The sequence below is a fragment of the Micromonospora antibiotica genome (assembly GCF_017599305.1).
GTDB classification, from domain to species: Bacteria; Actinomycetota; Actinomycetes; order Mycobacteriales; family Micromonosporaceae; genus Micromonospora; species Micromonospora antibiotica.
On sequence record NZ_JAGFWR010000030.1, the window covers coordinates 1 to 16,944 of the forward strand.

Genomic DNA, 16,944 nt, shown 5'->3' on the forward strand with positions numbered 1-16,944 from the left:
TCGAAATATCATTCCCCAACTGCGCCGTCTCCGAGGTGAACCTGTCCCCCGTCAACTGCATCCCATCACCCGAGTCACCCGCAAACCGGATCACCACCCGGTCCAACTGACGGATCTGCTTGGTCACGCCTGCACCTCGCTTCGCTCGGCCCCGCCGCGCGCGCGGCTGCACATGATGGTGACCCCGCCTTGCCCGGCCACGCGACCTCCCTGATGCGCCGCTGCGCGGTCCGCCCGTGGGCGGGCCCCGGCCCGCTGTCGTCTCTCGCTCCGAGCCTACGTCCCGGGCTTAGGGTCTCCTTGGTGGAGGTCCGACACCTGGGAAACTGGTCGAGGACATCTGGGAGACTATGCGGTGATTTGCGATGGCCGCCGTAATTGAGATCACCGCCCCACTCGTGGCGACCCGCCGGTCAGCCGGAGCGCTCCGTCGCCGACGGCTCCGTCGCCCGCCCGGCCGTCCACCGTCGTAGCGAGCCGGTGGCCAGCCCGAGCGCCAGCGCAACCAGCAGGACGGAGGCCACGATCAACCCGAGCGCGGTCCGCTGGGCGGAGGACATCGCGCTGACGTCCACCGACCCGCCCTGCGCCGCGATCAACCCCTGCGAACCGGTCGGCGCGGGAGCACCCACCGGCGAGGTGGCCAGCGCGGCGGCGGCGGTGATCCGGAAGCTCATCTGGACCTGCCGGGTCGGTCCCTGCTCCGGGTCCAGCCAGCCGATCACCGCCCCGGCCAGGGGGGCGTCGCGCTGGGCGTCCGGGGTGGCGGCGACCGTGAACCGGAGCGTCCGGGTCTGCCCCGCCGGCACGACGTCCAGGTCGCAGCGGGTCCGCGTCGGCGACATCGACGCACAGCCGGCCGGCGGGCTCAGCACGCTGACCCCGGCCGGCAACAGCACGTCGACCCGTCCGGCGGCGTCCACCCTGCCGGTGTTGCCCAGGTGGGCCGCCAGCGCGGTGGGGCCGCCGCCGATGTCGAAGACCACCTCCTCGGCGTCCAGCAGTATCCCGGGCATCGGCGGGCCGGGCGGGAAGAGGACCGCGAAGCCCTCGTGGTCCTGCGTGGTGTCACCGGCGTCCGGCCCGGTCGCGGTGACCCGTACCGTGCCGCTGAGGGGCATCTGCCGCCAGGCGTTGCCGCTGACCCGGACCTGGATCAGGCTGCTGAACCGGTCGCCGGGCGCGGTGGTCCACTCGCCGCACTGCCAGCCGCCGTCACCGGCCGCCGCGCAACCCGGCGTCCCGGCGTCGGTGAGCCCGGCCGGCAGCGTGTAGGCCAGCCGCAGCCGCTCCGGCACGACGCCGGTGTTGGTGACCGTCACCTGCAGGGTGGCGACCGTGCTCCGGGCACTCCAGTACCGGTCGTCGAGGGTGATGTCCCCGGTGGTGACCTGGACCCCGATCCGACCGCCACCCGGCTGGGCGGGGTTCGGCCCGGAGGGTCGCGCGGACCGGGTGGGCAGCGGCGGCCTCGGGGTGGGCGTGGTGCTCGGCGTGCCGGCGGCCGTCGGCACCGGCGCCGACGTCGTGCCGGTCGGCTCGGGTGCGCCGGTCGGAGTCGGGCCCGGCGGCAGCGTCGGCGGCGCGTCGGTCGTGGCCGGTCCGGTCGCCGACGGCTCGACCGGGGGCGTCGGGTCGTCCGTCGGGTCACCGCCGGGGAGCCAGTCGTCGGTCGGGTCGACGGCCACCCGCGTCACGGTGGGGGTCGCCGCCAGGCCCGGCGTCACCCCGAGGGCGACCGCCAGCCCCGCCGCCAACACCGCTCCGACCAGAGCGGGGGTACGCCGGGCGAGGGACCGCCGAACGGTACGCGCGTCCACGCGGGACAATCTGACCTCCGTGACCCTGGGTGAGAGTTCATTATTCGGTAACAGTTGCGGCGGGGCACTAGTACCGGCGGAAAATAATCGGTGACGGGTCCCGGAGCCGCTCGCGTCGTCCCGGCCGGCCCGACGCCCGGTAGGCTCAGTCACCGTGACCGGTTACCTGGGCTCGTACGCGACGCTCGGGCTGCTGCTGCTCGCTGCCGTCCTCTTCTTCGTTACGGCGTTCTCCGCCAACCGGGTGTTACGTCCCGCCCGCCCGGCCGACCCGGCCGGTAAGCGGGCCGGCTACGAGTGCGGCCTCGACCCGGTCGGTGGCGACTGGGCGCAGATGCAGATCCGCTACTACGTGTACGCGTACCTTTACGTGCTCTTCGCCGTCGAGGCGGTCTTCCTCTTCCCCTGGGCGATGGTCTTCGACCGGCCCGGCTTCGGTGCGGTGACGGTCGCCGAGATGGGTGTCTTCGTCGCCGTGGTGGCGCTCGGCATCCTCTATGCCTGGCGCAAGCGCATCCTGCACTGGACCTGACCGCCCCTCGCCGCCCGGCCGGCGGAGGCGGGGGTCAGCGGGGACGGGGGTCAGCGGGGGCGGGGCGGCGACCGGAGGCCGGCCCGGCCACGGCGACGTCACGGGCGCTCAGGCCAGGCCACGGCGGGTGACGGCGGGCGGCCGGTCGCCCCGGATCGAGGCGACCATGTCGAGCACCCGCCGGGTGGGCAGCACCTGATGGGCGCGGAACACCCGGGCGCCGAGCCAGGCCGACACCGCCGTCGCCGCCAGGGTGCCCTCCAACCGCTGCGCCACCGGCAGGTCGAGGGTCTCGCCGATGAAGTCCTTGTTCGACAACGCCACCAGCAGCGGCCAGCCGGTGTCGGACAGCTCGCCCAACCGCCGGGTGATCTCCAACGAGTGCCTGGTGTTCTTGCCGAAGTCGTGCGCCGGGTCGATCAGGATGCCGTCGGGGCGTACCCCCAGGGACACCGCGCGTTCGGCGAGCCCGGTCACCGTCGTGACCACGTCGGCGACCACGTCGGTGAAGGCGGCCCGGTGCGGCCGGGTCCGCGGGGCCAACCCGCCGGCGTGCGAGCAGACCAGGCCGACACCGGTCTCGGCGGCCACCCGGGCGAGCGCCGGATCGGCCCCGGACCAGGTGTCGTTGAGCAGGTCCGCGCCGGCCGCCACCGCCTCGACCGCCACCTCGGCCCGCCAGGTGTCGATCGAGATGACCACCTCGGGGAACGCGGCCCGCACGGCGGCGATGGTGTCCACCGTCCGGCGGATCTCCTCGGCCACGTCGACCTCGTCGCCCGGCCCGGCCTTCACCCCGCCGATGTCGATGATCTCCGCGCCCTCGGTGACCGCCCGCTGCACCGCGCGCAGGGCGCTGTCCTGCGCGAAGGTGGCACCCCGGTCGAAGAAGGAATCCGGCGTTCGATTGACGATCGCCATCACCACCGGCTCACCCGGGGCGAAGGTCCGCCCCCCGAGCCGCAGCGCCCCGGACAATTCAGCCTCCCGCAGGTCACCGGCCGGACGACCCGGCCGGTGCCGACGCTAGCCGGTCGCCCGCCCCCGCCCTCGGGCCGGTTCGGCACCCGGTACCCGCACCGCTGCGGGCCGGGTACCGCCAGAAGATCGGTGACGATGATGGTGGTTGGGGTCGCTCCGGAGGGTGTCGCCGTGCCACGATCTCCTCATGGGTCAGACTCTGCTCATTCTGGTCGTCGCGTTGACCGTGGCGGCGGTCGTGTTCGGCGTGACGGTGCTGATCTCGGGTCGGGACGGGCTCGCCCCCGCCGAACCCGACGGCAGAGCCGTCCCGCTGCCCGGCGGCCGGCCCCTGCGGGAGTCGGACGTCGGCGCGCTGCGCTTCGACACCGCCCTGCGCGGCTACCGGATGGACCAGGTCGACCAGGCGATGCGCCGGGCCGGCTACGACATCGGTTACAAGACCGAGCTGATCGGGGTGTTGGAGGCCGAGATCACCGCGCTGCGGGAGGGCCGTACCGACGACGCCGACGTGCTGCGCCGTACCCGGGAGGAGGCCGTGGGCACCCCGCCCGACGGCCCCCCGGCGACGCCCGCCGCCGAGGCACCGGGCGCGGAGGACGGCCCGACCGTCGAGGTCGGGCCTGCGGACCCGGTCCCCGCGCCGACGACCTCCGGGGCCGGGGCGACCGGCGACCGCACCGACACCGACCACGCGGATGACCGCACCGACACCGACCAGGCCAATACCGACAAGCCCGGGACCGACCGGGCCGAGGGGATCGCCGCGGACCGCCCCGGCGGTGCGGTGGTCCGGTCGGAGCCGGTGTGACCGGACCCGGCCCGGCCGGTGGTGGGGTGGCCGACGAGGCCGCCCAGCCCGGCGCGGGCGAGTTCACCGCCACGGTGATCGTCAAGGCTCCCGCCGCGCGGGTCTTCGCCGCGCTGACCGACTGGGAGGGGCAGTCCGACTGGATCCCGTTGACCCGGGTGCGGGTGGTCGAGGGCGACGGCGGGGAGGGCAGCCTCATCGAGGCGGTCACCGCGCTCGGCCCGGCCGTGCTACGCGACGAGATGCGGGTGGTCCGGGTCGACGCCCCGTACGAGGTGGGTGTGGTGCACTGCGGCAGGCTGCTGCGTGGCCCCGGCGTGCTGCGCTGCACCCCGCTGGCCGACGACCGTACGCAGGTGGTCTGGCACGAGTGGTTCCACCTACCCGGCGGGTCGGCCGGGCGGGTCGCCTGGCCGCTGCTCTGGCCCGGTTCCAAGGCCAGCCTGACGCTGGCGCTGAAGCGTTTCGCCCGCCTGGTCGAGGCCGGCCGTCTGCCCCGCCCACCCACCGGCCGCTGAGCCGCCCGTTTCCCGCTGGGCCGCCCGGTCCGTGCCGAGCCGCCCGGTCCGCGCGGGGCCGTCCCGGCGGCGGCCCGGGCCGAGTCGTCCCCACGAACCGGCCGGGCCCTCGGACACCGGCCACCCGGCGACGGGTGTCGGCCCCCTGGCCTAGCGTGTACCGGGTGACTGACCTGGTGACCGGCCCCGACGGCCTGCCCCGCTGCGCCTGGGGGGCGAGCACCCCGGACTACGCGTTCTACCACGACACCGAGTGGGGTCGTCCGGTGCGGGGCGACGACGCCCTCTACGAGCGACTCACCCTGGAGGCGTTCCAGTCCGGGCTGTCCTGGCTGACGATCCTGCGCAAACGCCCCGCGTTCCGGCTCGCCTTCGCCGACTTCCGGATCGAGCGGGTCGCCACCTACGGCGACGCGGACGTGACCCGGCTGCTCGGCGACGCGGGCATCGTCCGCAACCGTGCCAAGATCGAAGCGGCGATCGTCAACGCCCGCGCCGCACTGGCCCTGCCCGAGGGGCTCTCCGCGCTGCTCTGGTCGCACGCGCCGCCGCCCCGGCCGGCCCGGCCCGGGTCGTTCGCCGAGGTGCCGGCGACCACCCCGGAGTCCGTCGCGCTGGCCAAGGCGCTCAAGAAGCGGGGCTTCCGCTTCGTCGGCCCCACCACGGCGTACGCGCTGATGCAGGCCACCGGCATGGTCGACGACCATCTCGCGGGCTGCCACGCCGGCACCGTCTCCTCCCGTGATGGGATGGCTCCATGACCGTGACCGACCACCGCAGCACCGGCCCGACCGACGTCGACGGCGGGTCGGGCGGCGACGCCTGGGCGGTGCTGCTCCCGGCCGGGCGGTACGACGCCGAACGCCTCGTCCACCACGACACCCTGGAGCTGACCGTCCCGCCCGGTGTGCCCGCCCCCCGCCCCGGCGACCCGGTGGCGGTGCTGGCCGACGAGCCGTCCCGGCTGGTGGCGCTGGGCCGGGTGGCCCGCCTCGACGGGGGGACGCTGCTGGTGACCTACACCCGGCGGTCGTTCGACGCGCCGGTGCCGACCGGGCAGGTGAGCGTCGCCGGGCCGGTCACCCCGCTCGCCCCGGGCACCTACCGTGAGCTGGCCGACCGGCTCGGCCCGCCGCCGCCCCGCCGGACCTGGCTGGTCAGCCTCGACCTGCCGATCGAGGCCGAGTCGCCGGCCGAGGCGGTCCGGCTCTTCTGGTCGTACGTGCGGGAGCTGGGTCCGGCGGAGCTGCCCGCGTTCGTCTCGCCCAGCGGCGACGAGTTGGCCATGCAGGCGTTCGTGCTGGGCGTCGAGGCCAACCAGGACCCGGAGGAGGACGACTAGCCACCCGCCGACCGGGTATGGGCGCTCGGGTGCCGGCAGCCGGTCGGCGGGGTGAGGGAGAGCCGATGCGGTTCCAGGACAAGGTCGCGTTCGTCACCGGTGGTGCCTCGGGGCTCGGCGAGGCCACCGCCCGTCGGTTCGCCGCCGAGGGGGCCCGGCTGGTGATCGCCGACATCAACGCCGAGGGTGCCCAGCGGGTGGCCGCCGAGCTGCCCGACGCGCTCGCGGTGACCGTCGACACCGGTGACGCCGACGCGGTGGAGCAGGGTATCGCCGACACGGTGCGGCGTTACGGCCGGCTCGACGTCATCTTCAACAACGCCGGCATCGACGGCCGGCAGCAGCCCCTGCACGAGATGGACGTGGACAACTGGCAGAAGGTCCGGCGGATCAACGGTGACGGCGTGTTCCACGTGCTCAAGTACGGCATCGAGGCGATGCTGCGGGGTGGTGGGGGTGCGATCGTCAACACCTCGTCCACGACCGGCCTGGCGGCGCAGGAGAACATCTCCCCGTACACCTTCACCAAGGCCGGCATCGTGGGGCTGACCCGGTCGGCGGCGGTGGAGTACGCGGCCCGCAACATCCGGGTCAACGCGGTCGCTCCCACGGTGGTGATGACCCCGCTGGTGCAGCACTTCATCGACAGCGCCCCCGACCCGGCGCAGATGCGGGCCCGGATGGAGTCGTTCAACCCGAAGCCGGGCATTCCCACCCCGGACGACGTGGCCGGTGTGGTGCTCTTCCTCTGCTCCGACGACGCCACCTGGATCACCGGCCACACCGTCCCCATCGACGGCGGTTACGTGGCCCGGTGACGGCCGGCCGGATGTCGTCCGGGATCCGCGTCACCGCCACGGCGTGGCCGGCACGGTGTCCCGGGTCGGTCCACCCGGCCCGGGACACCGTGCCGGTCCGACGCTCAGTTGCCCTGGAAGACGGGCTTCTGCTTGTTGACGAAGGCGGTGGTGGCGGCCCGGTGGTCGGCGGTGGCCCCGCAGATCGACTGGGCCTGCGCCTCGGCGGAGAGGGCGTCGGCGAGGGTGCCGGCGTCGGCGATGGACAGCTGCCGCTTGATCGCCCCGTACGCGACGGTCGGGCCGGCGGCGAGCCGGGCGGCCAGCTCGTGTGCGGTGGGCAGCACCTGCTCGTCGTCGTCGACCAGCCGGGTGAGCAGACCCAACCGGGTCGCCTCGGCGGCGTCCACCGGCTCGGCGAGCATCAGCAGCTCGACGGCCTTGGCGTGGCCGACCAGCCGGGGCAGCGTCCAGGACGCCCCGGTGTCGGCGGCGAGGCCCACCCCGGCGAACGCCATCAGGAACTTCGTCTTCGGCCCGCCGATGCGGAAGTCGGCCAGGAACGCCAGCGAGGCGCCCGCCCCGGCGGCCATCCCCCGGACGGCGGCGACCACCGGTTTGGGCAGGTTGGCCAGCCGGGCGGCGATCGGGTTGTAGTGCGCCCGGACGGTGTCCAGCGGGTCCCGGCCCGGCGACTCCAGGACCTGGACGTGCTCGCGCAGGTCCTGCCCGGCGCTGAACGAACCGCCCGCCCCGGCCAGCACCACCGCCCGGCAGGACCGGTCGGTCTCCAACGCGGCCAGGGCGTCCCGCAGGGCCTCCTTGAGCGCCACGTCGAGCGCGTTCATCGCGGTGGGGCGGTTCATGGTCAGGGTGACCACGCCATCGGTGCGGTCGACGAGCAGCGGCTCGGTCACGTCTCTAACGGCCCTTCTGTCGGGGGACCCGGTTGCCGGCGTCGAGGCACTGCTCGACGTACCGGTCGGCGGCCGGCCGGAGCCGGGCGGCGTGCCGGTCGAAGAAGCTGGCGGCGGCGGTGCCGGGCCAGCGTTCGGGGAGCAGTGCCGGAGGGAGTTGAGGGTCCTGGAACAGGAAGGTACGCCACGCGTGCACCAGCCGGAACCGGGCCGCGTACGCCTCCTCGTCGCCGCTGCGCACGGTCACCCCGGCCAGTTGGGCGCGCTGTTCGGCGACGAACCGTTCGTAGGCGTGCCCGATCTCGCGGAGGTCCCAGGCGCGGCGGACCACTCCCATCGCGCCGGGGGTGCCGGCGGCGTGGGCGGCGGTGAACCGTTCGTAGCGCACCCCGGCCTCATCCAGCAGCACGTCGACGTCCTCGCTGGCCCGGGTCGCCACCCAGGTGTGCTCGTCGAGGGTGCCGTAGCCGAGGAAGCTGAGGTTGGCGGCGAGCCGCTGCCGGTCCCGGCGGGCGGTCGGGGTCGCCAGGACGAGCAGGTCGAACCGCCCGTCCCAGGTGATCCGGCCGGTCCGGTAGATTCGGGCGGCGGCCTCGTCGAGCCGACGGACCGCCTTCGGTGTGATCGAGTACCCCGGGCCGGAGGCGAGCCGCAGGGGCTCCAGCCAGCCCTGGCGGACCATCCGGGATACGGCGGTCCGCACGGCCGGGGGAGCGACGCCGAGCGGGGCCAGCAACTTCACCAGGGCGGCGACCGGTGCGCGCCCACCTCTCGTGCGGAGATGGTCGCCGTAGAGGTCGAAGAGTGCCGACCGTGCCTGCATGACCGCACATTGTGACAGGCCTTCTCAAGATAAGCTAGGTGCTGTTACATCAATGCCGCTCCGGTTTGGGTCCGGCGGTGTTCATCAGGGAAAATCGTGGTCGACGCCCCCGCGTACCTTGCGGGTGGTCAGCACGAAGTGGCTGTGGGGCAGTACACCGACCCTGATGTTCAGGTCTGAGGGGAGACAACATGGCGGCGATGAAGCCGCGGACGGGCGACGGTCCGCTGGAAGTCACCAAGGAGGGTCGGGGCATCGTCATGCGGGTCCCGCTGGAGGGCGGTGGCCGGCTCGTCGTCGAGATGACTCCCGACGAGGCCAACGCACTCGGTGACGCGCTGAAGGCGGCTGCCGGCTGATCGGCCGACACTCCGTGCGGTGCCGCGCGGAAGGTCCTGGTCCCTGAGTCACCGGCACTGCCGGTGACTCAGGGACTTCGTCTGTCCCACGCGGGTCGTCGAGGTCCCGCACCACGAATTTTCCCGGAGGTACGGTCCAGCGTGCTCGCCATCAGTCTCGCCGTCACCACCGACGGGCCGGACGTCCTCGTCCTGCCCGTCCGCGCCGCCACCGCACCGGACGACGCCGCGCCGTCGCTGGTCGCCACCGCACCACCACCCGCCGACGAGGTGCGGGGCGAGGCGGAGGCGCTGCTGCCGGTGACCCGGTTGACCGGCCGGGCCGGCGAGACCCTGACCCAGCTGCGTCCCGGCCGTACCCCGGTCCGGCTGATGCTGCTCGGCGTGGGTGACGGCGGGGAACGGGCCTGGCGGACGGCGGGCGCCGCCCTGGCCCGGGCCGCCGTAGATGAGACACATGTCACGTTGGCGCTGCCTGTCGACGTGCCGGCCGGGGTGGTCCGGGCCCTCGTCGAAGGGCTGCTGCTCGCCTCGTACCGGTTCCGGCTGACCGAGGCGGGGCCGACGCCCGCACTGGCCGGGGTGACCCTGCTGACCGCCGCGCCGGACGCGTACACCGGGGCGGTCGAGACGGCCCGGACCACCGCCGCGATGACCCGGCTCGCCCGGGATCTCACCAACACCCCCTCCGCGGTGAAGAACCCGGAGTGGTTCGCCGCCCGGGTGGCCGACGCCGCCGCCGACCAACCCGACCTGCACCTGCGGGTACGCGGGCCGCAGGAGCTGGCGGACGAGGGCTTCGGCGGCATCGTCGCCGTCGGTGCCGGCTCGGCCAGCGGCCCCCGCCTGGTCGAGCTGGACTGGCGGCCGGCCGACGCCCGGCTGCACGTCGTGCTGGTCGGCAAGGGGATCACCTTCGACACCGGCGGCATCTCGATCAAGCCGGTGCCGGCGATGAAGCTGATGCGCAAGGACATGGCCGGTGCGGCGGCGGTCGTCGCGGCCACCCTCGGCGCGGCGGCGCTGCGGCTGCCCGTGCGGGTCACCGCCCTGACCCCGTTGGCCGAGAACATGGTCAGCGGGGCCGCGTTCCGCCCCGGCGACATCATCCGGCACTACGACGGCACGACCAGCGAGAGCACCAACTCCGACGCGGAGGGCCGGCTGGTGCTCGCCGACGCGCTCGGCTACGCGGCCCGGGAACTCCGCCCCGACCTGCTGATCGACCTGGCCACCCTGACCGGGGCCAACGCGGTGGCGTTGGGCAAGCGGACCGGCGCGCTCTACAGCGACAACGACGAGCTGGCCGCCGCCGTGCTGGCCGCCGTGGCCGACGCCGGTGAGGCGGCCTGGCGGATGCCGTTGCCCGCCGACTACCTCGAACACCTGGGCAGTGACCTGGCCGACCGGCACAGCTCCCCGGACCGGGGTGCCGGCTCGGTGATGGCTGCGCTCTACCTGCGCGAGTTCACCGGTGAGCTGCGGGACCGTTGGCTACACGTCGACATGTCCGCGCCGTCGTGGGCCGACGGCGACGACGCGGAGCTGACCCGGGGCGCGACCGGCTGGGGTGTCCGGGGCCTGCTGCGCTGGCTGGCGACGCTGGACTGAGCGGCTGCCGGGCCGGGTGCCCGCCCCGCGTCCCGACGCGTCGGCGCCCGGCCGCCGGCCAGCATCCGGCCGCCGGTCAGCGCCCGGTCGTGGTCAGCACTTGACCGCGGCCAGCAGGCCGTGGCCGACCGGGAGCAGGGCCGGGATCCACTGCTCGGCCTCCCGGATCGCCTTGACCGTCTCCCGCATGGTCACCGTCTCGGCGTCCCGGGCGGCCGGGTCGCCGATCCGGCCGCTGGCGAAGCCGCCGTTGAGGGCGAGCACCCCACCGGGGCGCAGCAGCCGCAGGGCGGCGTCGACGTACGCGGCGGAGCCGGTCGCCTCACCGTCCACGAAGACCAGGTCGTACGCGCCGTCGGCGAGCCGGGGCAGCACGTCCAACGCCCGCCCGGTGATGATCCGGGTGCGGCCGGACGGGAAACCCGCCTCGACGAGGATCCGCCGGGCGATCCGCTGGTGCTCGATCTCGACGTCGATGGTGGTGAGCACCCCGTCGGCGCGCATCCCGCGCAGCAGCCACACCCCGCTGACCCCGGTGCCGGTGCCGATCTCCACCACCGCGCGGGCGTTGCCGGCGGCGGCGAGCAGGCGCAGCGCCGCCCCGGCCCCGGGGGTGACCGCGTCGAGGCCGACCTCCCGGGCGAGGCTACGGGCGGTGGCCAGCACGATGTCCTCGCCGACGTACGACTCGGCGAACTGCAACGACTGCGCCGTCGGGCTGCCGGAACTGGCGACCGTGGCGATGGGACACCTCCGGGCGGTGGCGATGGTGCGAGGGGCGGGTGGGCGGTATGAGCCTAGAGGCGAGGTACTTTCCGCGCAGCCGCGAGTCCACCCCTGACGGTTCCGGCGGGGCGGAAGCCGCCGTGGACGGCTCCGCCCGGGGCGGGATCTGCCCGTGGCCGCCGGCTTGCCCGTGCTGGGTGCCGGAAGGTCAAGTGGCTGCCCGGGGGAAGGTCGGCGGCGGCCCGGGGAAGGCCAGCGGCGGCCCGGGGGAAGGTCGGCGGCGGGCGGTCGCGGCCGGGCAACAGCTGACTGAGTCCGGCTCATCCGTGCAATCCTGGATGCGGTGCCCCCTGCGCCGTGACCGCCACCCCCGGTCGTGGCCCGGGGCACCGGGGGACGGACTGGGAGGCACCGACGTGACCGACGGCTGGGACTGGCGAGCGCCCGGCGGGACTCCGGGGTCGGCGGGGCCGCCCCCCGGTCCGCCGCAGACGGGCCCGACGACGCCGTACGGCGGTCCGCCGTCGTCCGGCGGCCACGGCGGGTCGGCGTCGCCGTGGTGGTCCGACGCGCTCGCCGACCCGTGGCGGGACCCGTACGCCCCGTCGGCGGTCGTGCTGCCGAGCGTGCCGGCCCCCGGGGCGGCCCCGGAACCGGTCACCGACCCGGATGCGCCGGGCCGGCCGAAGCTGCGCCAACTGCTGATCGTCCCGTTGATCGTCGCGTTGCTCGCCGGCACCCTGGGCGGTGCCCTCGGTTATGCCTTCGCGGTGCGCGGCGGGGTCGGCGGTGGGGTCACCCTGGGGGCTCCGGCCGAGGGTCCGGCTCTGGCCCAGCGTCGCCCGGACTCGCTGGCCGGGGTCGCCGGTCGGGTCCTGCCCAGCGTGGTGACCATCCGGGTGGCCAGCCTGGGCGGCACCAGCGAGGGGTCCGGGTTCATCGTCAGCGCCGACGGTTACGTGGTCACCAACGACCACGTGGTCGCCGACGGCACCGGCCGGGCGTCGGTGACCTTCAACGACGGCAGCAGCTCCCCGGCGACGGTGGTGGGTCAGGACCCGGAGTCGGACATCGCGGTGATCAAGGTGAACCGCAAGGGTCTGCGGCCGATCGAGTTCGGTGACTCCGAGTCGCTCGCGGTGGGGGACCCGGTGCTGGCCATCGGCTCGCCCCTGTCGCTGGCGAACACGGTGACCGCCGGCATCATCAGCGCCCTGGACCGCACCATGCAGGCGGGGGAGCCCGGCGGGCCGGTCCGCTACTACGCCGCGATCCAGACCGACGCGGCCGTCAACCACGGCAACTCGGGTGGCCCGCTGGTCGACTCGGCCGGCCGGGTGATCGGGGTGAACTCGACGATCAGGTCGCTGGTCGCGGAGGGACAGGAGGCGGGGAACATCGGGCTCGCCTTCGCCATCCCGATCAACCAGGCGAAGCGGATCACCCAGGACATCATCGGCACCGGCAAGGCCCGGCGTACCGTGATTGGGGCCCAGGTCGCCGGCACCGGGACCGCCACCCGGGCCGGCACCGGCGTGCGCCTGGCGGCCGTGGAACCGGCCGGCCCGGCGGCGGCGGCGGGCCTGCAGACGGGCGATGTCGTCCTGCGGCTCAACGGGCGGCCGATGAACGAGCCGACCGACCTGATCGCCCTGGTCCGCAAGTTCGCCCCGGGGTCGGTGGTGACGGTGGAGTACCGGCGTGGTTCGACCCGGCAGAACGCCTCGGTGACGCTTGCCGCGGATGCCAAGTGAGGGCCGGTCACCCCCTCCCGAAGCGGGGCCTGACGTGCGTAGTCTTGGTACGACGCGACGAGGAGGCCCCGCGGTGCTCGACAACCTGAACTGGTGGGAGATCGGCGTACTGCTGCTCCTGGCGTTGCTGATCTTCGGGGACCGGTTGCCCAACGTGATCAGCGACGGCCTGCGGATGGTGCGTAACCTGCGCAACATGGCCCGCAACGCGACCGGTGACCTGAGCCGTGAGCTGGGCACCGACATCCAGCTGGAGGATCTGCACCCGAAGGCGTTCATCCGCAAGCACCTCCTCAGCGAGGAGGACGAGCAGGCGATCCGCAAGCCACTCCAGGGTGTCTACGACAACCTGCGGGCGGATGTCACCGGGGTGCACGAGGAACTCAAGGACATCGCCGACCGGGTCGACCCGCGCGCCGCCGTCCGGCGGAGCAGCGCGACGAGCACCGCCGCCGTTCCTGCTCCCGCGCCGGCCCCCCGCCCCAGCTACGACGACGCCACCTGACGGACTGATCCACTCGGTGCGGGCCGGTTGCGGTGTCCCCGGCCGGGGACACCACAACATCGGCTCACCTGAGTGGATCAGACCTGCCCGCCGGGGCGGATGTGGTCAGCGGCCGGCGGGGGTGAGACCCAGCGGCTTGCCGAGCAGCGACTCGCGACGTACCGCCAGCCGGTCGGCGACCTGACGCAGCGCCTTCGCGGCGGGCGCGTCCGGTGCGGACAGCACGATCGGGATGCCGGCGTCGCCGCCCTCACGGACCCGGGTGTCCATTGGGATCTGCCCCAGCAGCGGCACCTGCGCGCCGATCGTCCGGGTCAGCGACTCGGCCACCTCCTGGCCGCCACCGGCGCCGAAGACCTCCATCCGGGAACCGTCCGGCAGCTCCAGCCAGGACATGTTCTCGATGACACCGACGATCCGCTGGTGGGTCTGCAGGGAGATCGCGCCGGCCCGCTCGGCGACCTCGGCGGCTGCGGCCTGCGGGGTGGTCACCACCAGGATCTCGGCGTTCGGCAGCAGCTGGGCGACCGAGATGGCGATGTCGCCGGTGCCCGGGGGCAGGTCGAGCAGCAGGACGTCCAGCTCACCCCAGTAGACGTCACCGAGGAACTGCTGCAACGCCCGGTGCAGCATCGGGCCGCGCCATACCACGGCCGCGTTGCCCGGGGTGAACATGCCGATCGAGATGACCTTCACGCCGTTCGCCTGCGGCGGCATGATCATGTCTTCCACCCGGGTGGGCTTGCCGTCCGCGCCGAGCATCCGGGGCACCGAGTGGCCGTAGATGTCGGCGTCGACCACACCGACGGACAGGCCCCGGGCGGCCAGCGCGGCGGCCAGGTTGACCGTGACGCTGGACTTGCCGACGCCGCCCTTGCCGCTGGCCACCGCGTAGACCCGGGTGCGGGAGCCGGGCTGGGCGAACGGGATCACCGCCTCGTCGGTGCTGCCGCCGCGCAGCTTGCCCTGCAACTCCTGCCGCTGCTCCGGGCTCATCACCCCGAAGTCGATCTCGACGCCGGTCACCCCGGGCACCGCGCCGACGGCGGCGGTGATGTCCCCGCGCAGCTTGTCCTTCAGCGGACAGCCGGCCACGGTGAGCAGCAGCCCGACCCGGACCACGCCGTCCTCGCCGATCTCGGCGGAGCGGACCATGCCGAGGTCGGTGATGGGCCGGCGGATCTCCGGGTCGTTGACGGTGGCCAGCGCGGCCTGGATCGCGTCGGAGAGGGTGCTGACGGGAGCTGACATGCGGGCAATGCTACGTCGGCCGGGCGGGACGCCCGCCGGCAGCGGGGCCGGGTGTGAGCGAATCGATCGGACGGTCGGGCCCGCCCCGCTCCGCGGACAAACCTGGACGATCAGGTACGGGACCGGCTGGCGCTCCCGGACCGCGACAAGCGGGTCACCGACGCGGGGTCGACCCCCGGTCGGGGCCGCCCGCCAGCCCACCCGTGCCGGTCCGGCGTCGCGGGCTCAGCTCTCCGGGCGGTGGCCGTCGCGCACGTAGTCGCCGTCGAGATCGTCCCGGGGCTCGTCGAGCGGCGGCTCACCACCCCCGGAGCGTCCCTCACCACCTCCGGGGCGCCCGGTAGGCCGGTCCGGCTGCCGCAACTCCCGCTTCTGCCGGCGCTGCGCCGCCGCGTCCAGCTCCTCGGCCAACCGGACCAGCTCGGAACGGAGGAAATCCCGGGTGGCCACCTCGCCCAGGGCGATCCGCAGCGCGGCGACCTCCCGGGCCAGGTACTCGGTGTCCGCCTTCTGCATGGTCGCCCGGCGGCGGTCCTCCTCCAGCGCCACCCGGTCCCGGTCCGTCTGCCGGTTCTGCGCGAGCAGGATCAACGGGGCCGCGTAGGACGCCTGCAACGACAACACCAGGGTCAGGAACGTGAAGGTGTACGGGTCGAAGCGCAGGTCCGCCGGGGCCAGGGTGTTCCAGCCGAACCACAGGGCGATCACCACCGTCATGTAGACGATGAAGTTCGCGGTGCCCATCCCCCGGGCGATCCCCTCCGACCAGCGTCCGAACGCCTCCGCGTCGAACCGGGGCAGCTTGACGCCCCGGGGTTCGCGCGGCTGGTCCAGCCGTTCGGCCCGTCGCTGGTCAGCCATCGGAGCCACCGCCTGCCGGTCCGGCCGCAGCGGCGGAGGGCTCCGACCCGTCGTCGCCGGACGGGGTGGGTATGGCGTCGCGGTCCCGCCAGTCCCGGGGCAGCGAGTGGTCCAGCACGTCGTCGACGGTGACCGCGCCGACCAGCCGGTTGTTCCGGTCGACCACCGGCATCGCCACCAGGTCGTAGGTGGCCATCCGGCGGGTTATCTCCGGCAACGGGGTGGTCGGGCGCAGCGGGTCGATGTCGTTGATCACGATCCCGCCGAGCAGGTCGGCCGGGGGCTCGCGCAGCAACCGCTGGAAGTGCACGATGCCCAGGTAACGGCCCGTCGGGGTGGTCATCGGGGCGCGGGTCACGAAGACCTGCGCGGCGATCGCCGGGGAGAGCTGCTCCTCCCTGATCCGGGCCAGTGCCTCGGCGACCGTGGCGTCCGGCGGCAGGATCACCGGCTCCGAGGTCATCACGCTGCCCGCCGTACCGGAGGTGTACTTGAGCAGTTGGCGGACCGGGTCGGCCTCGTCCGGTTCCATCAGGTCGAGCAGCACGTCCTGTTCGGGCGGGGGCAGCTCGTTGAGCAGGTCGGCGGCGTCGTCCGGATCCATCTCCTCCAGCACGTCGGCGGCCCGCTCCCGATCCAGCGCGGCGAGGATCTCCACCTGGTCGCGTTCGGGCAGCTCGCCGAGCACGTCGGCGAGGCGTTCGTCGTCGAGGGCCGCCGCGACCTCGTTGCGCCGGGCGTCGGGCAGGTCCTGGAGCGCGTTGGCCAGGTCGGCGGGGCGCATGTCCTCCAGCACCGCCAGCAGGTTGGCGGTGCCCCGGTTGTCGGCGATGCCGCTCAGCCCGCGTACCCGGTCCCAGTCGACCTGGTGCAGGTGGCCACGGCGGGTCAACCGGCTGGTCTGCTCGCGGACGGCGACCCGGGACAGCGCCCATTCGCCACCCCGGCTGCGCTCCATCGCCACGTCCACCACCGCGCCGGGCTGGCCGCCCGGGTCGAGCTGCACCCGCCGGTCCAGCAGCTCCTGGAGGACGAGCAGCTCGTTGGGGCGTTTGGAGAAGCGGCGCAGGTTAAGGGTGCCGCTGCCGAGGACGACCGCGTCGGGGTCGATGGAGGTGATCCGGTTGATGGACAGGAAGATCCGGCGGCGCATCGGCATCTCGGCCACCAGCCCCACCACCTCGGGCGGGCGCTGGGTCGGCCGGATCCGGGCGACCGCGTCGCGGACCCGCCCCACCTGGTCGCCGTTCGGGTCGAAGACGGCGACTCCGGCGAGTCGAGCGATGTAGACCCGGTTCGGCGTGCTCACGGCCACCAGCCTAAGCGCCTAGTGTTT

General features: G+C 74.0%; 18 protein-coding genes. 10 read left to right on the forward strand and 8 right to left on the reverse strand.

Annotation, left to right across the window (positions count from 1 at the left end; all coding sequences use genetic code 11):
- Window positions 1-413 precede the first annotated feature (413 nt).
- Window positions 414-1,820: a hypothetical protein gene (locus tag JQN83_RS29105; RefSeq protein ID WP_307799866.1), complete on the reverse strand. Its 1,407-nt coding sequence runs from the start codon at window positions 1,818-1,820 to the stop codon at window positions 414-416.
- 154 nt (window positions 1,821-1,974) lie between these two features.
- Here JQN83_RS29105 and ndhC point away from each other — a divergent pair, with 154 nt between their 5' ends.
- Window positions 1,975-2,352 (forward strand): NADH-quinone oxidoreductase subunit A, encoded by a 378-nt coding sequence (ndhC, locus tag JQN83_RS29110; RefSeq protein ID WP_091254266.1) that lies wholly within the window; start codon window positions 1,975-1,977, stop codon window positions 2,350-2,352.
- A 108-nt stretch (window positions 2,353-2,460) separates the two neighbouring features.
- On the opposite strand, the gene folP is transcribed toward ndhC, so the two are convergent.
- Window positions 2,461-3,330 carry a dihydropteroate synthase gene (folP, locus tag JQN83_RS29115; RefSeq protein ID WP_208570356.1) on the reverse strand — a complete coding sequence of 290 codons (870 nt, stop codon included), beginning with the start codon at window positions 3,328-3,330 and terminating at the stop codon, window positions 2,461-2,463.
- A 190-nt stretch (window positions 3,331-3,520) separates the two neighbouring features.
- On the opposite strand from folP, the gene JQN83_RS29120 reads away from it, so the two are divergent.
- The 5 genes from JQN83_RS29120 to JQN83_RS29140 all read left to right on the forward strand — a co-directional run bounded on the left by JQN83_RS29120 (window position 3,521) and on the right by JQN83_RS29140 (window position 6,822).
- On the forward strand, window positions 3,521-4,144 hold the full coding sequence (locus tag JQN83_RS29120) for a DivIVA domain-containing protein (protein ID WP_208570357.1): 624 nt from the start codon (window positions 3,521-3,523) through the stop codon (window positions 4,142-4,144).
- Window positions 4,141-4,662, forward strand: coding sequence for an SRPBCC family protein (locus JQN83_RS29125; protein ID WP_208570358.1), 522 nt, complete (start codon window positions 4,141-4,143; stop codon window positions 4,660-4,662). Before JQN83_RS29120 ends, JQN83_RS29125 begins: the two co-directional genes overlap by 4 nt.
- Window positions 4,663-4,826: 164 nt before the next feature.
- Window positions 4,827-5,423 carry a DNA-3-methyladenine glycosylase I gene (locus JQN83_RS29130; protein ID WP_208570359.1) on the forward strand — a complete coding sequence of 199 codons (597 nt, stop codon included), beginning with the start codon at window positions 4,827-4,829 and terminating at the stop codon, window positions 5,421-5,423.
- Complete coding sequence (locus JQN83_RS29135; RefSeq protein WP_208570360.1) at window positions 5,420-6,004, forward strand: hypothetical protein; 585 nt, start codon at window positions 5,420-5,422, stop codon at window positions 6,002-6,004. The genes JQN83_RS29130 and JQN83_RS29135 overlap by 4 nt, the downstream gene beginning before the upstream one ends.
- Window positions 6,005-6,069: 65 nt before the next feature.
- Window positions 6,070-6,822: an SDR family NAD(P)-dependent oxidoreductase gene (locus JQN83_RS29140; protein WP_208570361.1), complete on the forward strand. Its 753-nt coding sequence runs from the start codon at window positions 6,070-6,072 to the stop codon at window positions 6,820-6,822.
- Window positions 6,823-6,926: 104 nt separating this feature from the next.
- Here JQN83_RS29140 and JQN83_RS29145 read toward each other — a convergent pair whose 3' ends face one another.
- Together JQN83_RS29145 and JQN83_RS29150 are read right to left on the reverse strand one after the other, a co-directional pair.
- Window positions 6,927-7,718, reverse strand: coding sequence for an enoyl-CoA hydratase/isomerase family protein (locus JQN83_RS29145; protein ID WP_208570362.1), 792 nt, complete (start codon window positions 7,716-7,718; stop codon window positions 6,927-6,929).
- Between the two features lie 4 nt (window positions 7,719-7,722).
- The gene (locus JQN83_RS29150) at window positions 7,723-8,541 is read right to left on the reverse strand and encodes a PaaX family transcriptional regulator (RefSeq protein WP_208570363.1); all 819 of its coding nucleotides are present in this window, start codon (window positions 8,539-8,541) and stop codon (window positions 7,723-7,725) included.
- A gap of 191 nt (window positions 8,542-8,732) precedes the next feature.
- Between JQN83_RS29150 and JQN83_RS29155 the strand changes: the two genes are divergently transcribed.
- Together JQN83_RS29155 and JQN83_RS29160 are read left to right on the forward strand one after the other, a co-directional pair.
- Complete coding sequence (locus tag JQN83_RS29155) at window positions 8,733-8,900, forward strand: DUF3117 domain-containing protein (RefSeq protein ID WP_007455245.1); 168 nt, start codon at window positions 8,733-8,735, stop codon at window positions 8,898-8,900.
- 141 nt (window positions 8,901-9,041) lie between these two features.
- On the forward strand, window positions 9,042-10,511 hold the full coding sequence (locus JQN83_RS29160) for a leucyl aminopeptidase family protein (protein WP_372444170.1): 1,470 nt from the start codon (window positions 9,042-9,044) through the stop codon (window positions 10,509-10,511).
- Between the two features lie 93 nt (window positions 10,512-10,604).
- On the opposite strand, the gene JQN83_RS29165 is transcribed toward JQN83_RS29160, so the two are convergent.
- Window positions 10,605-11,213: an O-methyltransferase gene (locus JQN83_RS29165; protein WP_244253447.1), complete on the reverse strand. Its 609-nt coding sequence runs from the start codon at window positions 11,211-11,213 to the stop codon at window positions 10,605-10,607.
- Between the two features lie 425 nt (window positions 11,214-11,638).
- Here JQN83_RS29165 and JQN83_RS29170 point away from each other — a divergent pair, with 425 nt between their 5' ends.
- Both JQN83_RS29170 and JQN83_RS29175 read left to right on the forward strand, forming a co-directional pair.
- The gene (locus JQN83_RS29170) at window positions 11,639-12,991 is read left to right on the forward strand and encodes a S1C family serine protease (RefSeq protein WP_208570415.1); all 1,353 of its coding nucleotides are present in this window, start codon (window positions 11,639-11,641) and stop codon (window positions 12,989-12,991) included.
- 73 nt (window positions 12,992-13,064) lie between these two features.
- Window positions 13,065-13,496: a twin-arginine translocase TatA/TatE family subunit gene (locus JQN83_RS29175; RefSeq protein ID WP_208570364.1), complete on the forward strand. Its 432-nt coding sequence runs from the start codon at window positions 13,065-13,067 to the stop codon at window positions 13,494-13,496.
- A 105-nt stretch (window positions 13,497-13,601) separates the two neighbouring features.
- Here the strand turns inward: JQN83_RS29175 and JQN83_RS29180 are convergent, their stop codons facing one another.
- The 3 genes from JQN83_RS29180 to JQN83_RS29190 form a co-directional block, all read right to left on the reverse strand.
- Window positions 13,602-14,747, reverse strand: coding sequence for an Mrp/NBP35 family ATP-binding protein (locus JQN83_RS29180; protein ID WP_208570365.1), 1,146 nt, complete (start codon window positions 14,745-14,747; stop codon window positions 13,602-13,604).
- A 225-nt stretch (window positions 14,748-14,972) separates the two neighbouring features.
- On the reverse strand, window positions 14,973-15,608 hold the full coding sequence (locus JQN83_RS29185; RefSeq protein WP_208570366.1) for a DUF1003 domain-containing protein: 636 nt from the start codon (window positions 15,606-15,608) through the stop codon (window positions 14,973-14,975).
- A complete protein-coding gene (locus tag JQN83_RS29190; RefSeq protein WP_208570367.1) occupies window positions 15,601-16,917 on the reverse strand; it encodes a magnesium transporter MgtE N-terminal domain-containing protein in 1,317 nt (438 codons plus the stop codon). The genes JQN83_RS29185 and JQN83_RS29190 overlap by 8 nt, the downstream gene beginning before the upstream one ends.
- Between the last annotated feature and the right edge of the window lie 27 nt (window positions 16,918-16,944).